This window comes from Hafnia alvei (assembly GCF_900095695.1).
Classification (GTDB): domain Bacteria; phylum Pseudomonadota; class Gammaproteobacteria; order Enterobacterales; family Enterobacteriaceae; genus Hafnia; species Hafnia alvei_B.
This window is the reverse complement of sequence record NZ_FMIQ01000067.1, coordinates 1-17,433: the sequence shown is the minus strand read 5'-3', so window position 1 is coordinate 17,433 and position 17,433 is coordinate 1. Positions and strand designations below refer to the sequence as shown.

The window sequence follows — 17,433 nt, the reverse complement described above, 5'->3', positions numbered from 1 at the left end:
TTTTTTCCTCGTCTGAGTTTCGCTCATGACGATAGTAAACAGGTTCTACGGCAGCAGACCTTTAACATCAATCGGCTTCGCTTCGTTTTCGGCTTCGCCTTTCGCTTTGCCGTCGATAGCCATACCGGCCATACGATAGAAGTTATATTCCGGATATTTACCCGGGCCCGAGATCAGAAGATCTTCTTTTTCGTATACCAAATCCTGACGCTTAAACTCACCCAGTTCAAAATCTGGCGTTAGCTGAATAGCGGTCGTTGGACACGCTTCTTCACACAAACCACAGAAGATGCAGCGAGAGAAGTTGATGCGGAAAAACTCTGGATACCAGCGACCGTCTTTGGTTTCTGCTTTCTGCAAAGAAATACAGCCAACCGGACAGGCAACGGCACACAGGTTACAGGCAACGCAGCGCTCTTCACCGTCGGGATCGCGGGTTAACACGATACGACCACGGTAACGAGGCGGCAGATATACCGGCTCTTCCGGATACATTTGGGTTTCGCGCTTAGCAAACGCATGCAAGCCAATCATCCACAGGCTGCGCACTTGGGTGCCGAAACCAACCACTAACTCTTTCAATGTCATGGTTACATTCACCCCTTATTGAGCGTTATACAAAATCACGGCGGCGGTCGCCAACAGGTTCAACAGCGTCAACGGCAGGCAAATTTTCCAGCCGAATGACATCACCTGGTCATAGCGAGGACGCGGCAGTGACGCACGCACCAGAATAAACATCACCATGAAGAAGGCAGTCTTGATTGCAAACCAGATAACCGGCGGCAGGAATGGACCCTGCCAGCCTCCGAAGAACAGCGTTACAATCAGCGCTGATACGGTGACGATCCCGATATATTCCCCCACGAAGAACAGACCGAATTTCATCCCGGAATATTCAATGTGGTAACCGTCGGCCAGTTCTTGCTCGGCTTCCGGTTGGTCAAATGGATGACGGTGACATACCGCAACACCGGCAATAATAAAGGTCAGGAATCCAAAGAACTGCGGGATGACGTTCCACAGGTGAGACTGTGATTCAACGATAGCCTGCATGTTGAAGGAGTCAGCCTGCGCAACCACGCCCATCACCGAAAGGCCGAGGAACACTTCATAGCTCAGCGTCTGCGCAGAAGCACGCATCGCACCCAGCAAGGAGTATTTGTTGTTGCTCGACCAACCGGCAAACAGCACGGCGTAAACCGCAAGACCTGCCATCATCAAGAAGAACAGAATACCGATGTTCAGATCGGCCCCCATCCACGTTGGGCTTACAGGCACAATTGCGAAAGCCAGCAACAGAGAGGAGAACGCAATCATCGGCGCCAAGGTAAAGATCAGGCGATCGGAGAAGCGTGGAACCCAGTCTTCTTTGAAGAACATTTTGACCATATCCGCAACCAGCTGGAGCGAGCCGCCCCAGCCAACACGGTTTGGTCCATAACGGTTCTGGAACAGGCCGAGCAAACGACGTTCGCCGAAGCTCATAAATGCCCCACAGGTGACCACCACCAGCAAAATCACCACCGCTTTAAGCACGGTGAGAATGATGTCGATCACGTCTGGCGTTAGCCAACTCATAATGCTGCCTCCCGCACTTTCGTTTCCTGAATAGCGTCAATTTTGCTTCCGTTCAGCACCGGAGAGATCCCTGGCAGACCCAGAGGCAGACCGATTTGACCTGACTGCAAATTATCGCTTAAGCGCACTGGCAGCGTCAGTTTCTGTTCTGCAACAGTCAGCTCCAGAACCGTTCCACTGTTCACGCCCAACTGCGCCGCATCCGCCGGATTTACCATCACGTACGCTTCTGGCATACGGGTTTGGATAACCGGTGCACGCTGAGTCATCTCGTCGCTACCAAACAGATGGTAGTAAGGAGCAACTACCCAACCCGCATTCTGATAGGCAGCAGGTACCGCGTCGAAGTAAGCCAATGAGCCTTCACCGGCCGCGATTAAACGCACGCCCGGATCGCCGTGGCGCAGATGCCCACCGACTTCGGCTTGGAATTTGTTCCATGCCTGCGGTGAGTTCCAGCCCGGAGCCCAAGCAAATGGGATCTGCTGACGATCTTCCAATGGACCACTGTACCCTTCCATTGAGAACGCAAACGCGGTGTCTTTGTCCTGCGGCTGGCGCGGTTCATGCACGCTAATGTTGGCGCGCATTGCGGTGCGGCCACTATAACGGTGCGGTTCACGAGCCAGTTTCTGACCTTTGATACGGAAGCTTGCGTCCGGTGCCGCGTCCACGATGCCTTGCAGCTGTGGGTAGGCTTTCACACAAGATTCAATCACTTGATCCAGCTGCGTCCAGTCGATATGGCGGCTTTCGACGGTGGTGTGCAGGGAATGCAACCAACGCCAGCTTTCCAACATAATGGACGGCGTATTTTTCTTCGGATCGTCGTAATAAGCCGGATCGTAAACCTGGAAGAAGCGCTGTGCGCGACCTTCTTGGTTAACCAAGGTGCCATCACTTTCGGCAAAGCTTGCCGCAGAGAGCACCAGATCGGCTTTATCCATGATTTCTGTGCGTTGATGATCGACCACGATCAGGCTTTGGGCTTTCGCCAAAGCGGCATCAACACGCGCGGCTGGCGCATGGCGATAAAGATCGTTTTCCAACACCACAACGGCATCAGCGTTGCCCTGTTCCAGCTCAACCAGCGCATCGTCAATCGACGGTGCATTCATCATTGCCAGACCCATGCTGTTCGCTTCGGCGGCAATAAAGGTGATACCGACATCCAGATCGCGCGCTTTCAACGCTTTAGCAACGTTCGCTGCCGCTTCAATCAGCGGTGTGTAACCAGCATTGCTGCCCGTTACGATCAGCGGTTTTTTCGCTCCAGCCAATGCCTGAACGATCACCTCAACCTGCTTGCGCACGTCGTCTGATAAACCTTCAACCGCAGGGGCTGAGTTATCCAACGCATGAGCCACAGCGAAGCCTAAACGTGCTTGTTCGGCGACCGGTGCGCGATAGTTCAACGCCGCGATATCATCCAAACGAGTGTCGTCAATGCTGGTCATGAACAGCGGATACTTGGCACGTTGGCCAATGTTTTGAATCGCCGCAATCTGCCAGTCTGCCACACGCTGAGCCGCAGCCATCGCACGCGCCTTGCCTTTTACAGCCTGACGCAGCGCCAACGCGATACGCGCAGCGGTTTGGGTAACGTCTTCACCGAGGATCAGCACCGCATCGTAGCTTTCCATCTCACGCAGAGCTGGGGTATAGATACCGCCCTCGCGCAGGATTTTTTGCATCAGATTCAAACGGCTCAATTCACCCGCTTCAACGCCGCTGTAGAAGTTTTCCGCGCCTACCAGTTCACGTAGCGCATAGTTGCTTTCGAGGCTGGCACGTGGAGAACCGATACCGATGGTTTTCTTCGCCTGACGCAGCAGATCCGCCGCACCCTGCATGGCCTGATCGGCATTCAGGTGGATCCAGTCGTTACCACGACGCTGTTGCGGCTGGCGAGGACGATCCTTCAGGTTGACATAGCCATAGCCGAAACGGCCACGGTCACACAGGAAGTAATGGTTAACGGTGCCGTTAAAACGGTTTTCGATACGACGAATTTCACCGTAGCGCTCGCCCGGACTGGTGTTACAACCCACGCTGCACTGCTGGCAGATGCTTGGGGCAAACTGCATGTCCCATTTACGGTTATAACGCTCGGAGTGCGTTTTATCGGTGAATACGCCGGTTGGGCACACTTCTACCAAGTTACCGGAGAATTCACTCTCCAGCGTGCCGCTTTCTGGGCGACCAAAGTAGACGTTGTCGTGCGCGCCATACACACCGAAATCGGTGCCATCAGCGTAATCTTTGTAGTAACGCACACAGCGGTAACAGGCGATGCAGCGGTTCATTTCATGAGAAATAAACGGCCCCAGTTCCTGATTGTTGTGAGTACGTTTGGTGAAGCGATAGCGACGGAAGCTATGACCGGTCATCACCGTCATATCTTGCAGATGGCAGTTACCGCCCTCTTCACACACAGGACAGTCATGCGGATGGTTAGTCATTAACCATTCCACTACGCTCTCACGGAACGTTTTCGCTTCTGCATCATCGATGGAAATAAAGGTTCCATCCTGCGCGGGTGTCATACATGACATTACCAGACGACCGCGGGTATCTTCCGCGTTCTGGTATTGCTTAACCGCACACTGGCGGCAAGCACCGACGCTGCCCAGCGCCGGGTGCCAGCAAAAGTAAGGAATATCAAGTCCGAGAGAGAGACATGCCTGTAGCAGGTTCTCCGCCCCGTTAACTTCATACTCTTTGCCGTCTACATGAATTGTAGCCATTAGCATGCTTCCAAAATAAGAAAACTTTGACCCTAAACCCCCTCCCAACCTCCCTCTTCGCAGGGGGAGGAGCAAACCTGCCGTCTATCAAGCAGGTTGGGGTGGGGCTAAAATTACCAGCGCGATTTCAGCAGGTTTGGCTGAATGCCCTTAATGGCATTCAAGTTGCCGTAATCTTTCGCGGCAATACCTGCTTCAAACTCTTCGCGGAAATATTTAATGGCGCTTTGCAGTGGCTCAACCGCACCTGGCGCATGCGCGCAGAACGTTTTACCTGGGCCTAAATGACGGCACAGCTGTTCTAGCGTTTCAATATCGCCCGGTTGACCTTCACCACGCTCAAGGGCACGCAGGATTTTTACGCTCCACGGCAAACCATCACGGCATGGTGTACACCAGCCGCAGGATTCGCGAGCGAAGAATTCTTCTAGGTTGCGTACCAATGGCACCATGCCAATTTCGTTATCCACGGCCATTGCCAACGCGGTGCCTAAACGGCTACCCGCTTTACCAATGCTGGCAAAGTCCATTGGCAGATCCAGATGATCGCCGGTCAGGAAGTCAGTCCCTGCCCCGCCTGGCTGCCACGCTTTGAGCGTTAAACCGTCGCGCATACCACCGGCGTAATCTTCCAGAATTTCGCGTGCAGTGGTGCCAAACGGCAGTTCCCACAGGCCTGGATTCTTCACGCGGCCGGAGAAGCCCATGAGTTTAGTACCCGCATCTTCGCTCTTACCGGCAGACAGACCTTTGTACCAGTCCACGCCGTGCTCGATAATTGCAGGTACGTTACACAGAGTTTCAACGTTGTTGACGCACGTTGGTTTACCCCATACCCCTGAGCTTGCAGGGAATGGCGGTTTTGAACGTGGGTTTGCACGACGACCTTCCAGCGAGTTAATCAATGCGGTTTCTTCACCGCAGATATAACGACCCGCACCGGTATGCACAAACAGTTCGAAGTCAAAGCCACTGCCGAGGATATTTTTACCCAGCAGGCCAGCCGCTTTGGCCTCTTCAATCGCTTTACGCAGGTTTACCGCAGCTTCAACATATTCTCCGCGCAGGAAGATATAACCACGGTAGGATTTCAACGCGAACGCCGCGATCAGCATGCCTTCCACCAGCAGGTGCGGCATCTGTTCCATCAGCAGACGGTCTTTGTAGGTACCTGGCTCCATTTCATCGGCGTTACACAGCAGGTAACGGATGTTCATGGATTCATCTTTTGGCATCAAGCTCCACTTTAAACCGGTGGAGAAACCTGCACCGCCGCGCCCTTTCAAGCCAGCGTCTTTAACCAGATTAACGACTTCATCCTGAGCCATGCCTTTGAGCGCTTTTTCAGCACCCTGATAGCCACTTTTACTGCGATATTCATCCAGCCACACTGGCTGGCGGTCATCGCGTAAACGCCACGTCAGCGGATGGCTTTCCGCTGAACGTGTTGGAACTAAAGCTGAAGGAATTGTCATTTATACTGCTCCAACAATTCGACGACGTTCTCCGGCGTCAGGTGAGCATGAGTATCTTCATCGATCATCATATTCGGCCCCTTGTCGCAGTTACCCAGACAACAGGTTGGCAGCAGCGTAAAGCGTCCATCAAACGTGGTTTGACCCGGTTTGATGTTCAGCTTGCGCTCCAGCGCGGCCTGAATACCTTGATACCCATTGATATGGCACACCACGCTATCGCAGTAGCGAATAATGTGGCGACCAACCGGCTGACGGAAGATCTGGCTATAAAATGTGGCCACGCCTTCCACGTCGGCGGCAGGAATATCCAGCACTTCGGCAATGGCATAAATCGCGCCATCGGGAACCCAACCGTGTTCTTTTTGCACAATTTTCAGTGCTTCAATCGACGCGGCGCGCGGATCTTCATAGTGATGTTTTTCATGCTCGATGGCCTCACGGGCGCTATCGCTGAGCACGAAAACCTCTTCTTTAGCTAAAGATTGATCTGACATGATTAGCGGTCCACATCTGACATAACGAAATCAATACTGCCGAGGTATACGATCAGGTCGGATACCAGGCTGCCACGAATTACCGCTGGGATCTGTTGCAGGTGCGCATAGCTCGGAGTACGAATGCGCGTACGGTAGCTCATGGTGCTGCCGTCACTGGTCAGATAGTAGCTGTTGATCCCTTTGGTCGCTTCGACCATCTGGAACGATTCGTTTGCAGGCATAACCGGCCCCCACGACACTTGTAGGAAGTGGGTGATCAGGGTTTCGATATGCTGCAGTGTACGCTCTTTTGGCGGCGGCGTGGTCAGTGGATGGTCGGCTTTAAACGGACCTTCCGGCATGTTTTTGTAGCACTGCTCAAGAATACGCAGACTCTGACGAAGCTCTTCCACCTTCAGCATCACACGGTCATAGCAGTCACCGTTGTGGCCGACAGGCACTTCAAAATCAAAGTTTTCGTAGCCTGAATATGGACGCCATTTACGCACGTCAAACTCAATACCCGTCGCACGCAAACCTGCGCCCGTTACGCCCCAATCCAATGCTTCTTTGGAATTGTAAGCAGCAACGCCGACAGAACGCCCTTTCAGGATGGTGTTTTTTAGTGCGGCTTTCACGTATGAATCTAGACGTTTTGGCATCCAGTCAAGGAAGTCGCGCAGCAAGCGTTCCCAACCACGTGGCAGATCGTGTGCGACACCGCCGATACGGAACCATGCTGGGTGCATACGGAAACCGGTAATCGCTTCAACCACGTCATACACTTTCTGACGGTCGGTGAAGGCGAAGAATACCGGCGTCATTGCGCCAACGTCTTGAATAAAGGTAGAGATATACAGCAGATGGCTGTTGATACGGAACAGTTCAGACAGCATAACGCGGATCACTTTCACGCGTTCTGGCACTTCGATACCCGCCAGTTTTTCAACCGCAAGCACGTAAGGCATTTCATTCACGCACCCGCCGAGGTATTCAATACGGTCGGTATACGGAATATAGCTGTGCCATGACTGACGTTCGCCCATCTTCTCTGCGCCACGGTGGTGATAGCCCACGTCTGGCACACAGTCGACAATCTCTTCACCGTCCAACTGCAGCACGATACGGAACGCACCGTGAGAAGATGGGTGGTTAGGCCCCAAGTTCAGGAACATAAAGTCTTCGTTTTCAGTGCTGCGCTTCATTCCCCAATCTTCAGGTTTGAAGGTTAACGACTCCATTTCCAGATCTTGTTTCTGCTTGGTCAGTTCAAACGGATCAAATTCTGTTGCACGCGCTGGGTAATCTTTACGCAGCGGATGACCTTCCCAAGATTGCGGCATCATAATGCGCGTCAAATGAGGATGGCCATCAAAGGTCATACCGAACATTTCCCAGGTTTCACGCTCATACCAGTTGGCGTTAGGGAAAATCTTGGTCACGGTCGGCAGGTGCATGTCTTTTTCAGACAATGCCACCTTGAGCATGATGTCACGATTTCGTTCAATAGAGATGATGTGGTAGAAGACCGAGAAATCTGCTTCTGGCAGGCCCTGACGATGAGTACGCAGGCGCTCGTCCATGCCGTGTAAGTCAAACAGCATGACATACGGCTTAGGCAGTTTCTTCAGGAAGGTCATAACTTCCAGTAATTGCTCACGCTTCACCCAAACAACAGGCATTCCGGTGCGGGTGGGCTGAACGGTAAAGGCATCGGGCCCAAAACGGTTGCGCAATTCACCGATCACCGGATCATCGAGATGATCGCGGGTTTGCCAGGCAGGCAAATTCAGATCTTGCGTCGTCGAATCTGTCATAATTTTTATCACCACGCTTTTACTTTACTTGCTGGGAAACCAGCAAACTAACGGGCTAAATCATTCGCTACTCAAAACTGCAATCCATCTTCTGACGCTCACATCTTCAGTAGACTGCACAAGGCGCAAATTAAATTTCGTCTGGTGAACGCAGATTGGTTACTGCAATGCGTTCAGCACGCTTACGTTCTTTTTCTGATGGCATGTTGGCACGGTAAACACCTTGATCGCCGACAACCCACGATAATGGGCGGCGTTCTTTACCGATAGATTCCTGCAACAGCATCAATGCCTGCATATAGGCTTCTGGACGCGGCGGACATCCCGGGATATACACATCAACCGGAATAAATTTGTCCACGCCCTGCACCACAGAATAGATGTCGTACATGCCGCCGGAGTTCGCACAGGAACCCATTGAGATCACCCATTTTGGCTCCAGCATTTGGTCATAAAGACGCTGGATGACCGGTGCCATTTTGGTGAAACAGGTTCCTGCAACCACCATAAAGTCGGCCTGACGCGGTGAAGCACGCAGTACTTCCGCACCAAAACGCGCAACGTCATGCACCGCAGTGAATGACGTCACCATCTCCACATAACAACAAGAAAGGCCGAAGTTATACGGCCAAAGCGAGTTTTTACGCCCCCAGTTCACCATGTCATGCAGGGCATTTTCGAGTTTGCCCATGTAAACACTGCGGTGAACATGTTGTTCCAGAGGATCGGTTACGATCTCCTGTTTTTGCAGGGGGTAACGGTCGTTCTCACCGTCCGGATCGATGCGGGTGAGCGTATAATCCATCTTTATGCCTCAATTCTTTCTCTATAAATGGTGACTAATAGGCCAGACTTACTGCGGGCGGCTATCGGTATTCGTAACGGTACTTTCGTGCTCTACACGGCGCTTGGAACGAGCCGGCGTCCAATCAAGCGCGCCAATACGCACCAAATAGAACAGGCCTGCTAACAGCACCAAAATGAAAATTGCCGCTTCGATAAAGCCAACCCATCCACTCTCCCGGATGGAGACAGACCATGCATATAGATACAAGGCTTCCACATCAAAGATGACGAAGAACATGGCGACCAGATAAAACTTAGCAGACAGACGCAAACGCGCCGAACCTACTGAGTCGATACCGGATTCATAAGGCGTATTTTTCGAGCGCGCGCGTGCTCTCCCACCGAGTGCATATGCTCCAAGAAGCATAACCCCACATAGCCCGAGTGCGATGATGATAAATACGGCGAATGCCCAGTGATGAGCGATTACTTCAGTGGCTGTTGACATACTCTTATGCTTACTCATCAAACGTGATGCGTCTCGCTGCATTGAAGAAATGCAGGTGCACCACAACGACTAAGGGAAGGAAAAGGACCACAAGAAAACACCTGTTTTTAATGATTAAACAGAGTTTTACTGTGGGCTTTTTACTCCTTTCTATAACCTTTTGTCAACTTTGACAAAGGTAACAACACATTAATTTACAACACCACATTTTACTTAACATTTGATGCGTCTGCACGACGTATTAACATCCTTAATAAGGTTTGCAAGTTGCATCAGTAACGTGTCGATTATGTAAACAAAAGTGAATGTTTGGTAGCCACTATACCATTTTCTTAGGTATTACCCGTTCTTCATCGTGGGTATCTCGGGCATTTTTATGACGCAGATCACATTAACAATGATAAGCAGACAAATGAATATTCATTCAGGAAGGCATGGCCGGAAGATTGCTTAACAAAAATTGTGCGTATTTTGCACAGACCTCATTTAGTGAGAATAGTTTTCATTTAACTAATTGATGGCAAAGCGGAATCGGTTCAGTAATGCGGGATAGGTATCGTTGGCTGAGAGATGTTAAATTTATTTGTCAAAAGAAGAATAGTCACACACCGGCATTTTTATGCACTTCTGCCGGTGTGTGAAATTAAGCTCAGATGAGCGAAGAGATCTCAATTTCAAGCCACATCTTCTGGTCCGCTTGAAACAGAGTCCTCCTGTTCAGTCTGTACCGTCACGCCTGCACCTCCCTCAATATAAGGGTCGGAACCTGCTTTTAATGAACTGAACAATATTGTAGCTAGCTCATTAGTACAGCTCGGTGCTAAGCAAAGCGCATACTCAGTTTCAGGTAACTTAGGTAGACGCTCAGACAAACCAAGAACGCGTAATTCCGGGCTCATCATCTCAATAGGGCGTGCGGTTACGCCTAAACCTGCTTTCACTGCGGCGCGTACCGCTGAAAGCGTGGAAGCCACATAGGCAATACGCCATGGAATTCCCGCCTCATTGAGGTGCTTAATGGCAAGCGCTCGGAAAGGACTTGGTTCATCCAGTACAACCAATGGCACCGGTTCGTTGGGTTGAAAGTCGTAATCCGTGGCACAAAACCATACGGTCGGAGAGCGTCTTAAGGTTTCATAAGAAAACTCATCGAACCCCATCGTGGTAATAGCTAGATCTATTTCTCTGTCTTTGAGTAATTGCCTCATGTCTGGACTGCGCTTGACCCTAACGTCTATTTCCAGTTTGGGGTACAAACTAGTAAAGCGACTTAGAAGAAATGGCAGGATACTATCGGCAGTATCATCAGTTGCACCGATAATCAGTGAACCCTGTAGATGGTTGTAAATCAATGAACTACAGGCTTCATCATTAAAGCGTAAAATTTTACGCGCATAACCTAATAGCTGTACTCCGTGTTCCGTCAGTTGTTTGTTTCGCCCATGGCGAGCAAAAAGTTCTTTGCCCACCAGTTGCTCCAAACGTTGCATTTGCTGGCTCACCGCAGATTGTGTTCTTTGCACCACAATGGCTGCTGCAGCAAAAGTCTTCACATCGGCGACAGCTACAAACGTTCGCAGCAAATCTAAATCTAAGTTAATCGTAGGACGATGTGTGTTTATCATATCTATTTCTCATTATTAGTCAGCGACTATAAACCCTGGTATTTAAAACGTATTACTACCTAGATAAACGGCACCCTCCCCTCATTGCTGTTAGCAACAACTGAAAATACTTAATTAAAATTTTCAGCAAGTTTAATTATGGCTTAAAAACAAATTTAAAGCATAAAATACGCAAAAAGATTTGCATTGTTGAGTGTCTCTTATTAATTAGGTCAGATACTCGACCATCAATCAACTAAAAGATTGTTTTACAATAGCTTTATAATGGCAGTAGTTTTATTTTTCTTGTGGTTATCTGCCACCAGTAATAAATAAATTAATAATTCTAATGTAATAAAAATAACAGAGACCGGTTTCATTAAGCTTAGCTGTTGTTTCCTTGAGAGAGTTTTTTCTTTTTTAAAGCAAAAATCAGAATACTCAAAGAAAACATAATTAATAGCCCTGTGATAAACCACTGTAAACCTCCCGTAAGCATCCCTCCAACATAAGAGTAAACGAGGGTTGCAGGTAGCTGCCCTATTCCAGTGGCTATTAGGAATGTCCTTACTTTAATTGAGGTTAACCCCGCTGCATAGCTAATAATGTCAAACGAGATGAACGGTAACAGGCGGCAAATCAAGATGGTGTGTTTGCCATAACGTACAAAAAAACGATCGCTACTGTCTAAGGCCTTTTCAGAGACAAATTTTTCGATAGTGTCTCGGCCCAACCATCGCGCAAGCACAAAGCATAACCATGCGGCAACCATTGAACTACACCATGACAGCAAAGCGCCTTGCCACCAGCCGAACAGAGCTGCGTTCGCAAACGTGATCAAAAAAGCCGGTAATGGTGCAGCAATCGCCTGAAAAATCATTAACAAAAATGAGACGGCCATGGCCCATGGCCCGAAACTGCGTAAATATTCCATCATCGCATTCACATCCAATGATGAAAAAAGCACCCATAGCACTTTCAGTTGGTGACGTACAGGTTCAAACCACATCATAGCGGCCACTATCAGACACAATAAAATGACGACATTCCTCTGGCGGCGCTTAAACATGGCGACTTCATTTCCTCATTAGTTAAACTACTAATAGAACAGCGAATTTATATTATCGCCTACGCAATAATGTAAAACATTGTGCGTTCGCACAAAGAACACGACAAAATGTTCCGCCAAAATAGACTTCTCCCGTTTATTTGTTAGGAACCTTAATGAAACTCTCTTCCCAGTTAGCCACTTCGGCGCTTTTGCTCGGCTGGCTACAAGTGGCAAACGCTGCCACCACACCCATGACTCAAACCACGCTGGCCGATGTCCAATCCCAAAAAGGCGCGGTTGTTGATACTCGCCCTAGTGCATTCTACAACGGCTGGCCACAGAGCATTAACGGCACCTCCGGCCATGAACCTCAGGCGGTAAATCTCTCGGCTGGCTGGTTAGACGTAATGAACGATCAGCAGTTACAGCAGTGGGCAACTCAGCACCAGATCACTCCTGACCGTAAAGTGGCTCTTTACGGGACTGCAGCACAAACGGCTGCGGTACAAACACGTTTAGCTAAACTCGGCTATGCCGATGTCACGCTGCTCAGCGATGCATTAGCCCAGCCTAAGCGCTTACAGCGCATGCCGCACTTTGAACAATTAGTCTATCCACAGTGGATTTACGATCTTCAGCAGGGAAAAGCCGTTGCCGCCAAACCTGCCGGTGAATGGAAAGTGATTGAAGCTGCATGGGGCGCACCTAAAAAATACCTCATCAGTCATATTCCCAACGCGGGCTACATCGATACCAATGACGTCGAAAGTGAACCGCTATGGAATAAAGTGTCTGATGACAAACTAAAAGCGCTGATGGCTAAACAGGGCATCAAACACGATACCACCGTGATCCTATATGGCCGCGACGTCTATGCCGCCGCCCGTGTGGCGCAGATCCTACTGTATGCGGGAGTCAAAGACGTTCGCTTACTGGATGGCGGTTGGCAGACTTGGTCAGCGGCGGGATTACCGGTCGAACGCGGCCTGCCGAAAGAGGCAAAACCAGCGCCAGACTTTGGCGCAGCCATCCCTGGACAGCCTCAGATCATGCTGAATGAAGAGCAAGCGCGTGGGTTATTAAATCGTAAAGATGCTTCTTTAGTCAGCATTCGTTCATGGCCTGAATTTACCGGTGAAACCAGCGGTTACAGCTACATCAAGCCAAAAGGCGAAATTGCGGGCGCGCGTTGGGGACATGCAGGCAGCGACTCCACGCATATGGAAGATTTCCATAACCCAGACGGCACCATGCGCTCAGCAGATGATATTGCTGCGATGTGGAAAGAGTGGCACATCACGCCGGATCAACACGTTTCTTTCTACTGCGGTACCGGCTGGAGAGCATCAGAAACCTTCATGTATGCCCGTGCAATGGGCTGGCCTTCCATCAGCGTTTACGATGGCGGCTGGTATGAATGGAGCGCAAATCCTAAGAATCCCGTGGCCACCGGAGAGCGTGGTCCAGATAGTAGCTGGAAGTAATCAGTAAAACGTAGCCCCGTCCCTAATGCAGAGGATGGGGCTATCAGGATGAAACCTAAACCTTCTCCACTCTCTTCAACGTCTTATACCCCCCCCAAACACGCGTAAGGGTTGTAAACCAGCACAGGCCACCAAACACCCACGCCATCAGCGGAAAATAAGCAGGGAACAGACAAAAAAGAATAAACACCAATATGGTTTCCGCGCCCTCGGTGAGCCCGCCAAGGTAATAGAATGATTTATGCGGGTAATCCAAATTTTCTAATTGATACTTATCCGCCACCGCCGCAAAAGCTAAAAAACTGCTGCCGGTGCCGATAAAGGCAAATAATAGCCATGCTCCCGCAACCGCATTCAGCTCGGGTGAGGCCAGCACGAAGCCAAACGGAACCAGTGCATAGAACAAGAAATCCAGCGCTATATCTAAAAAGCCCCCCGCGTCTGAAAGGCCCCTTCTGCGCGCCAAAGCGCCATCTAGCCCATCACATAGCCGGTTAATCATAATGGCAATTAAAGCAGCGTAATACCACTGCATCGCCAAAAAAGGCAGAGCCAAAACGCCAACGACGAATCCGCCGAGGCTTATTCGATCCGGCGTGATCGCTGGACGATCGAGATGAATTACAATCTGATTAAGCAGTGGTTTAACCCGAGGGTGTAAGTAACGGTCAAACACGTGGTGCTCCCTTACGTTTTACCGCAGTTTCAGGCACGCAAAGCCCCTGAGAAGGAATATCCAGCGCGGCATTAAAGCGCGCTGATAAATTCTGAAACGCAATCAGCGCCGTAAGTTCGGTGATCGCTTTTTCATTGAAATGAGATTTCAGCTGAGCTTTCAGGCCATCATCAATTCGCGGAGGCGTCGCCGTCATACCATCTGCATACGCTAATGCTGCACGCTCCTGCTCATCGAAACAATCCGCTGCCTGCCAATTCTGAACTGACATTACTTTATCTAGCGAGCCGCTGCGCTCGGCCAATCTCAAGCTGTTAGCATCAATGCAAAAAGCACAATCACACTGCTGGGATACACGCGTCATCACCAACGCTCGTAGCGTAGGTGAAATCCCTGAGCCTCTTCTTTCCAAAAAGCCGACGAAAAAAGCCACCAACCAGAACAGAAAAGGAAACCGCCCCCACCAGCGCGTAGGGTTCAAAATTTGCCCATAATGTTTCTCTTGTGCTCGAACGATAGGCGTTAAGACCGTAGGGATTTTTTTCAGCGGTGAGATCCACGGTTGGTTATCGTTATTTTTCACCCAACATCTCCTGTTATGTGGCGTTATTTTTACAACCCCAGTGATTTTTCATGGAATTTTTCACTGCATTTTCTTTATTGTTAAGTTTTAAACGCTAACTAACAAGTCATTATTACGCGTTATCGGTTATGACTAACGGATAAGCTAACGTTTTGCACCAAAAACAGCCTGTACCCTTCAAAACCCCTGCTACGGGGAGTACATTATTTTACATCGCAGTGTTCTACTCGTATGGACACGCATTTCCACGCGCAATGCCGAATTTTATTCTGGCTACGTATTATAAAGGCTGCTGTTTTATGTCCCCTATTGAAAAATCCCGCAAGCTTGATCACGTCTGCTATGACATTCGTGGGCCGGTGTTGAAAGAAGCAAAACGACTCGAAGAAGAAGGCAATAAAGTCCTGAAATTAAACATCGGCAACCCGGCACCGTTCGGTTTTGAAGCGCCCGATGAGATTCTGGTGGACGTCATTCGCAATCTGCCAACGGCTCAGGGCTACTGTGATTCCAAGGGGCTATATTCCGCGCGTAAAGCGATCATGCAGCACTATCAAGCGCGTGATATCCATGATGTTACCGTAGAAGATATCTATATTGGTAACGGTGTTTCTGAACTGATCGTGCAGTCGATGCAAGCACTGCTCAACAGCGATGACGAAATGCTGGTCCCCGCTCCAGATTACCCATTATGGACCGCCGCTGTTTCGTTATCAGGCGGCAACGCCGTGCACTACCGTTGTGACGAAGAAGCCGACTGGTTCCCCGATCTGAACGACATCCGCAGCAAAATTACCCCGCGCACGCGTGGTATCGTGATTATCAACCCGAATAACCCAACCGGTGCGGTCTACAGCAAAGAGTTGTTGGAAGAGATTGTCACCATCGCGCGTGAAAACAACCTGATCATCTTCGCCGATGAGATCTACGACAAGATCTTATATGACGATGCTGAACACATATCTATTGCCTCATTGGCACCTGACCTGCTGGTTGTCACCTTTAATGGTTTATCCAAAACCTACCGCGTGGCGGGATTCCGTCAGGGTTGGATGGTTCTGAGTGGACCGAAAAAGCATGCTAAAGGCTACATTGAAGGTCTGGAAATGCTGGCGTCGATGCGTTTATGCGCTAACGTTCCGATGCAACATGCAATTCAAACCGCTATCGGCGGCTACCAGAGCATCAGTGAGTTTATCCAACCGGGCGGCCGTTTGTATGAACAGCGTAACCGTGCTTGGGAACTGATTAACGAAATCCCTGGCGTATCCTGCGTGAAACCACGCGGCGCGCTGTATATGTTCCCAAAAATCGATGCTAAGCGCTTCAACGTTCACGACGATCAAAAGATGGTTCTCGACCTGTTGCTACAAGAGAAAGTGCTATTAGTTCAAGGTACTGCTTTTAACTGGCCTGAGCCGGACCACTTCCGAATCGTCACGCTGCCACACGTAGATGACTTAGATATGGCTATCCACAAACTGGGCCGTTTCTTCTCTGGCTACCATCAGAAATATTGATTTTTTCGCATGACATAACGGCACCTTCTGGTGCCGTTTCTTATTTGCATCCTCCCCCATCACCGCCCACAATAGACTTCGTCTTTCCACTACCTGTTTTATTGAGAGAGCGTTATGAGCCAGAATCAAAGCCACTTTTTTGCCCATCTGTCCCGATTAAAACTGATTAGCCGCTGGCCGCTGATGCGCAACGTTCGCACCGAGAACGTCTCTGAACATAGTTTGCAGGTCGCGTTTGTCGCTCACGCCCTCGCCATCATTAAAAATCGCAAGTTCAATGGCAATGTTAATCCTGAACGCGTGGCGCTGCTGGCGATGTACCACGATGCCAGTGAAGTGCTGACAGGCGATATGCCTACGCCTATCAAATACTACAATCCGCAAATTGCGCACGAATACAAAAAAATTGAGAAAGTCGCGCAGCAAAAACTGATCGAAATGCTGCCACCGGAGTTACAAAACGATTTCCGCCCATTGCTGGATGAACACTTCTACACCGAAGATGAGAAGTTAGTCGTTAAACAGGCTGATGCCCTGTGCGCCTATCTCAAATGTTTGGAAGAACTATCAGCCGGTAATAATGAATTTAAGCTGGCCAAAGCACGCTTAGAAAAAACATTGGATATGCGCTCAAGCCCTGAAATGGAATACTTTATGGAAGTCTTTATTCCGAGTTTTAGCCTGTCGCTGGATGAGATTAGTCAGGATGAGGTGATGTAGGTTTCGTCCGCCAAGTGTTTATGCGGCCTTGGTGTAAGGTTTCGTCCGCCAAGTGTCTATGCGGCCTTGGTGTAAGGTTTCGACCGCCTATCAATAACAGCTATCACATATAGCTAAATCGAAGGCGACAGATGAGGGGCGCCAGCGCGCGCCCCTTCAATCCTCGCGCTTTTATCCGAGACGCCATCTCCGCGCCGGGTCGGCATGCGCCATCCCTGGCGCCTCCTCCCCTCGTGAAAACATCCTGTTTTCACTGCTCTAAATGCCACGACTTAAACTAAAAAACAGATAAAGTTTTTGTCTTTTATCTTTTATCTTTTGTCTTTTGGGGTTGACCTTTTCCGGCACACTACCGGACAGCCGAGTGAATCATGCAGGTTAGGATTCGCCTACAGGGATGTA

At 49.8% G+C, this 17,433-nt stretch carries 15 protein-coding genes; 3 read left to right on the top strand and 12 right to left on the bottom strand.

What is annotated here, in order from left to right:
• Positions 1-45 precede the first annotated feature (45 nt).
• The 10 genes from nuoI to BN1044_RS18120 all read right to left on the bottom strand — a co-directional run bounded on the left by nuoI (position 46) and on the right by BN1044_RS18120 (position 12,066).
• A complete protein-coding gene (gene nuoI, locus BN1044_RS18165; RefSeq protein WP_004092603.1) occupies positions 46-588 on the bottom strand; it encodes an NADH-quinone oxidoreductase subunit NuoI in 543 nt (180 codons plus the stop codon).
• A 15-nt stretch (positions 589-603) separates the two neighbouring features.
• The gene (gene nuoH / locus BN1044_RS18160) at positions 604-1,581 is read right to left on the bottom strand and encodes an NADH-quinone oxidoreductase subunit NuoH (protein ID WP_025797899.1); all 978 of its coding nucleotides are present in this window, start codon (positions 1,579-1,581) and stop codon (positions 604-606) included.
• The gene (gene nuoG, locus BN1044_RS18155; protein WP_072309855.1) at positions 1,578-4,328 is read right to left on the bottom strand and encodes an NADH-quinone oxidoreductase subunit NuoG; all 2,751 of its coding nucleotides are present in this window, start codon (positions 4,326-4,328) and stop codon (positions 1,578-1,580) included. The genes nuoH and nuoG overlap by 4 nt, the downstream gene beginning before the upstream one ends.
• A gap of 113 nt (positions 4,329-4,441) precedes the next feature.
• Positions 4,442-5,803, bottom strand: coding sequence for an NADH-quinone oxidoreductase subunit NuoF (gene nuoF / locus BN1044_RS18150; protein ID WP_025797895.1), 1,362 nt, complete (start codon positions 5,801-5,803; stop codon positions 4,442-4,444).
• Positions 5,800-6,300, bottom strand: a complete 501-nt coding sequence (gene nuoE, locus BN1044_RS18145; RefSeq protein WP_004092610.1) for an NADH-quinone oxidoreductase subunit NuoE — start codon at positions 6,298-6,300, stop codon at positions 5,800-5,802. The genes nuoF and nuoE overlap by 4 nt, the downstream gene beginning before the upstream one ends.
• Positions 6,301-6,302: 2 nt before the next feature.
• Positions 6,303-8,111 (bottom strand): NADH-quinone oxidoreductase subunit C/D, encoded by a 1,809-nt coding sequence (nuoC, locus tag BN1044_RS18140; RefSeq protein WP_372338166.1) that lies wholly within the window; start codon positions 8,109-8,111, stop codon positions 6,303-6,305.
• A 118-nt stretch (positions 8,112-8,229) separates the two neighbouring features.
• Positions 8,230-8,904, bottom strand: a complete 675-nt coding sequence (locus BN1044_RS18135; RefSeq protein ID WP_004092613.1) for a NuoB/complex I 20 kDa subunit family protein — start codon at positions 8,902-8,904, stop codon at positions 8,230-8,232.
• Between the two features lie 48 nt (positions 8,905-8,952).
• On the bottom strand, positions 8,953-9,393 hold the full coding sequence (locus BN1044_RS18130) for an NADH-quinone oxidoreductase subunit A (protein ID WP_072309854.1): 441 nt from the start codon (positions 9,391-9,393) through the stop codon (positions 8,953-8,955).
• Between the two features lie 674 nt (positions 9,394-10,067).
• The gene (locus BN1044_RS18125; RefSeq protein ID WP_072309853.1) at positions 10,068-11,018 is read right to left on the bottom strand and encodes a LysR family transcriptional regulator; all 951 of its coding nucleotides are present in this window, start codon (positions 11,016-11,018) and stop codon (positions 10,068-10,070) included.
• 364 nt (positions 11,019-11,382) lie between these two features.
• Positions 11,383-12,066, bottom strand: a complete 684-nt coding sequence (locus BN1044_RS18120) for a TVP38/TMEM64 family protein (RefSeq protein ID WP_072309852.1) — start codon at positions 12,064-12,066, stop codon at positions 11,383-11,385.
• 155 nt (positions 12,067-12,221) lie between these two features.
• Here BN1044_RS18120 and BN1044_RS18115 point away from each other — a divergent pair, with 155 nt between their 5' ends.
• Positions 12,222-13,532, top strand: a complete 1,311-nt coding sequence (locus BN1044_RS18115) for a rhodanese-like domain-containing protein (protein WP_072309851.1) — start codon at positions 12,222-12,224, stop codon at positions 13,530-13,532.
• A gap of 55 nt (positions 13,533-13,587) precedes the next feature.
• On the opposite strand, the gene BN1044_RS18110 is transcribed toward BN1044_RS18115, so the two are convergent.
• A complete protein-coding gene (locus BN1044_RS18110; protein WP_072309850.1) occupies positions 13,588-14,208 on the bottom strand; it encodes a CDP-alcohol phosphatidyltransferase family protein in 621 nt (206 codons plus the stop codon).
• On the bottom strand, positions 14,201-14,791 hold the full coding sequence (locus BN1044_RS18105; RefSeq protein WP_072309849.1) for a carboxymuconolactone decarboxylase family protein: 591 nt from the start codon (positions 14,789-14,791) through the stop codon (positions 14,201-14,203). Before BN1044_RS18105 ends, BN1044_RS18110 begins: the two co-directional genes overlap by 8 nt.
• 299 nt (positions 14,792-15,090) lie before the next feature.
• On the opposite strand from BN1044_RS18105, the gene BN1044_RS18100 reads away from it, so the two are divergent.
• Complete coding sequence (locus tag BN1044_RS18100) at positions 15,091-16,311, top strand: pyridoxal phosphate-dependent aminotransferase (protein ID WP_072309848.1); 1,221 nt, start codon at positions 15,091-15,093, stop codon at positions 16,309-16,311.
• A 114-nt stretch (positions 16,312-16,425) separates the two neighbouring features.
• Positions 16,426-17,031 (top strand): 5'-deoxynucleotidase, encoded by a 606-nt coding sequence (gene yfbR / locus BN1044_RS18095; protein ID WP_072309847.1) that lies wholly within the window; start codon positions 16,426-16,428, stop codon positions 17,029-17,031.
• Positions 17,032-17,433 lie beyond the last annotated feature (402 nt).

Coding starts and splice junctions, on each gene's coding strand:
- nuoI (WP_004092603.1), bottom strand. CDS start 588: ATGACATTGAAAGAGTTAGTGGTTGGTTTCGGCACCCAAGTGCGCAGC.
- nuoH (WP_025797899.1), bottom strand. CDS start 1,581: ATGAGTTGGCTAACGCCAGACGTGATCGACATCATTCTCACCGTGCTT.
- nuoG (WP_072309855.1), bottom strand. CDS start 4,328: ATGGCTACAATTCATGTAGACGGCAAAGAGTATGAAGTTAACGGGGCG.
- nuoF (WP_025797895.1), bottom strand. CDS start 5,803: ATGACAATTCCTTCAGCTTTAGTTCCAACACGTTCAGCGGAAAGCCAT.
- nuoE (WP_004092610.1), bottom strand. CDS start 6,300: ATGTCAGATCAATCTTTAGCTAAAGAAGAGGTTTTCGTGCTCAGCGAT.
- BN1044_RS18135 (WP_004092613.1), bottom strand. CDS start 8,904: ATGGATTATACGCTCACCCGCATCGATCCGGACGGTGAGAACGACCGT.
- BN1044_RS18130 (WP_072309854.1), bottom strand. CDS start 9,393: ATGTCAACAGCCACTGAAGTAATCGCTCATCACTGGGCATTCGCCGTA.
- BN1044_RS18125 (WP_072309853.1), bottom strand. CDS start 11,018: ATGATAAACACACATCGTCCTACGATTAACTTAGATTTAGATTTGCTG.
- BN1044_RS18120 (WP_072309852.1), bottom strand. CDS start 12,066: ATGTTTAAGCGCCGCCAGAGGAATGTCGTCATTTTATTGTGTCTGATA.
- BN1044_RS18115 (WP_072309851.1), top strand. CDS start 12,222: ATGAAACTCTCTTCCCAGTTAGCCACTTCGGCGCTTTTGCTCGGCTGG.
- BN1044_RS18100 (WP_072309848.1), top strand. CDS start 15,091: ATGTCCCCTATTGAAAAATCCCGCAAGCTTGATCACGTCTGCTATGAC.
- yfbR (WP_072309847.1), top strand. CDS start 16,426: ATGAGCCAGAATCAAAGCCACTTTTTTGCCCATCTGTCCCGATTAAAA.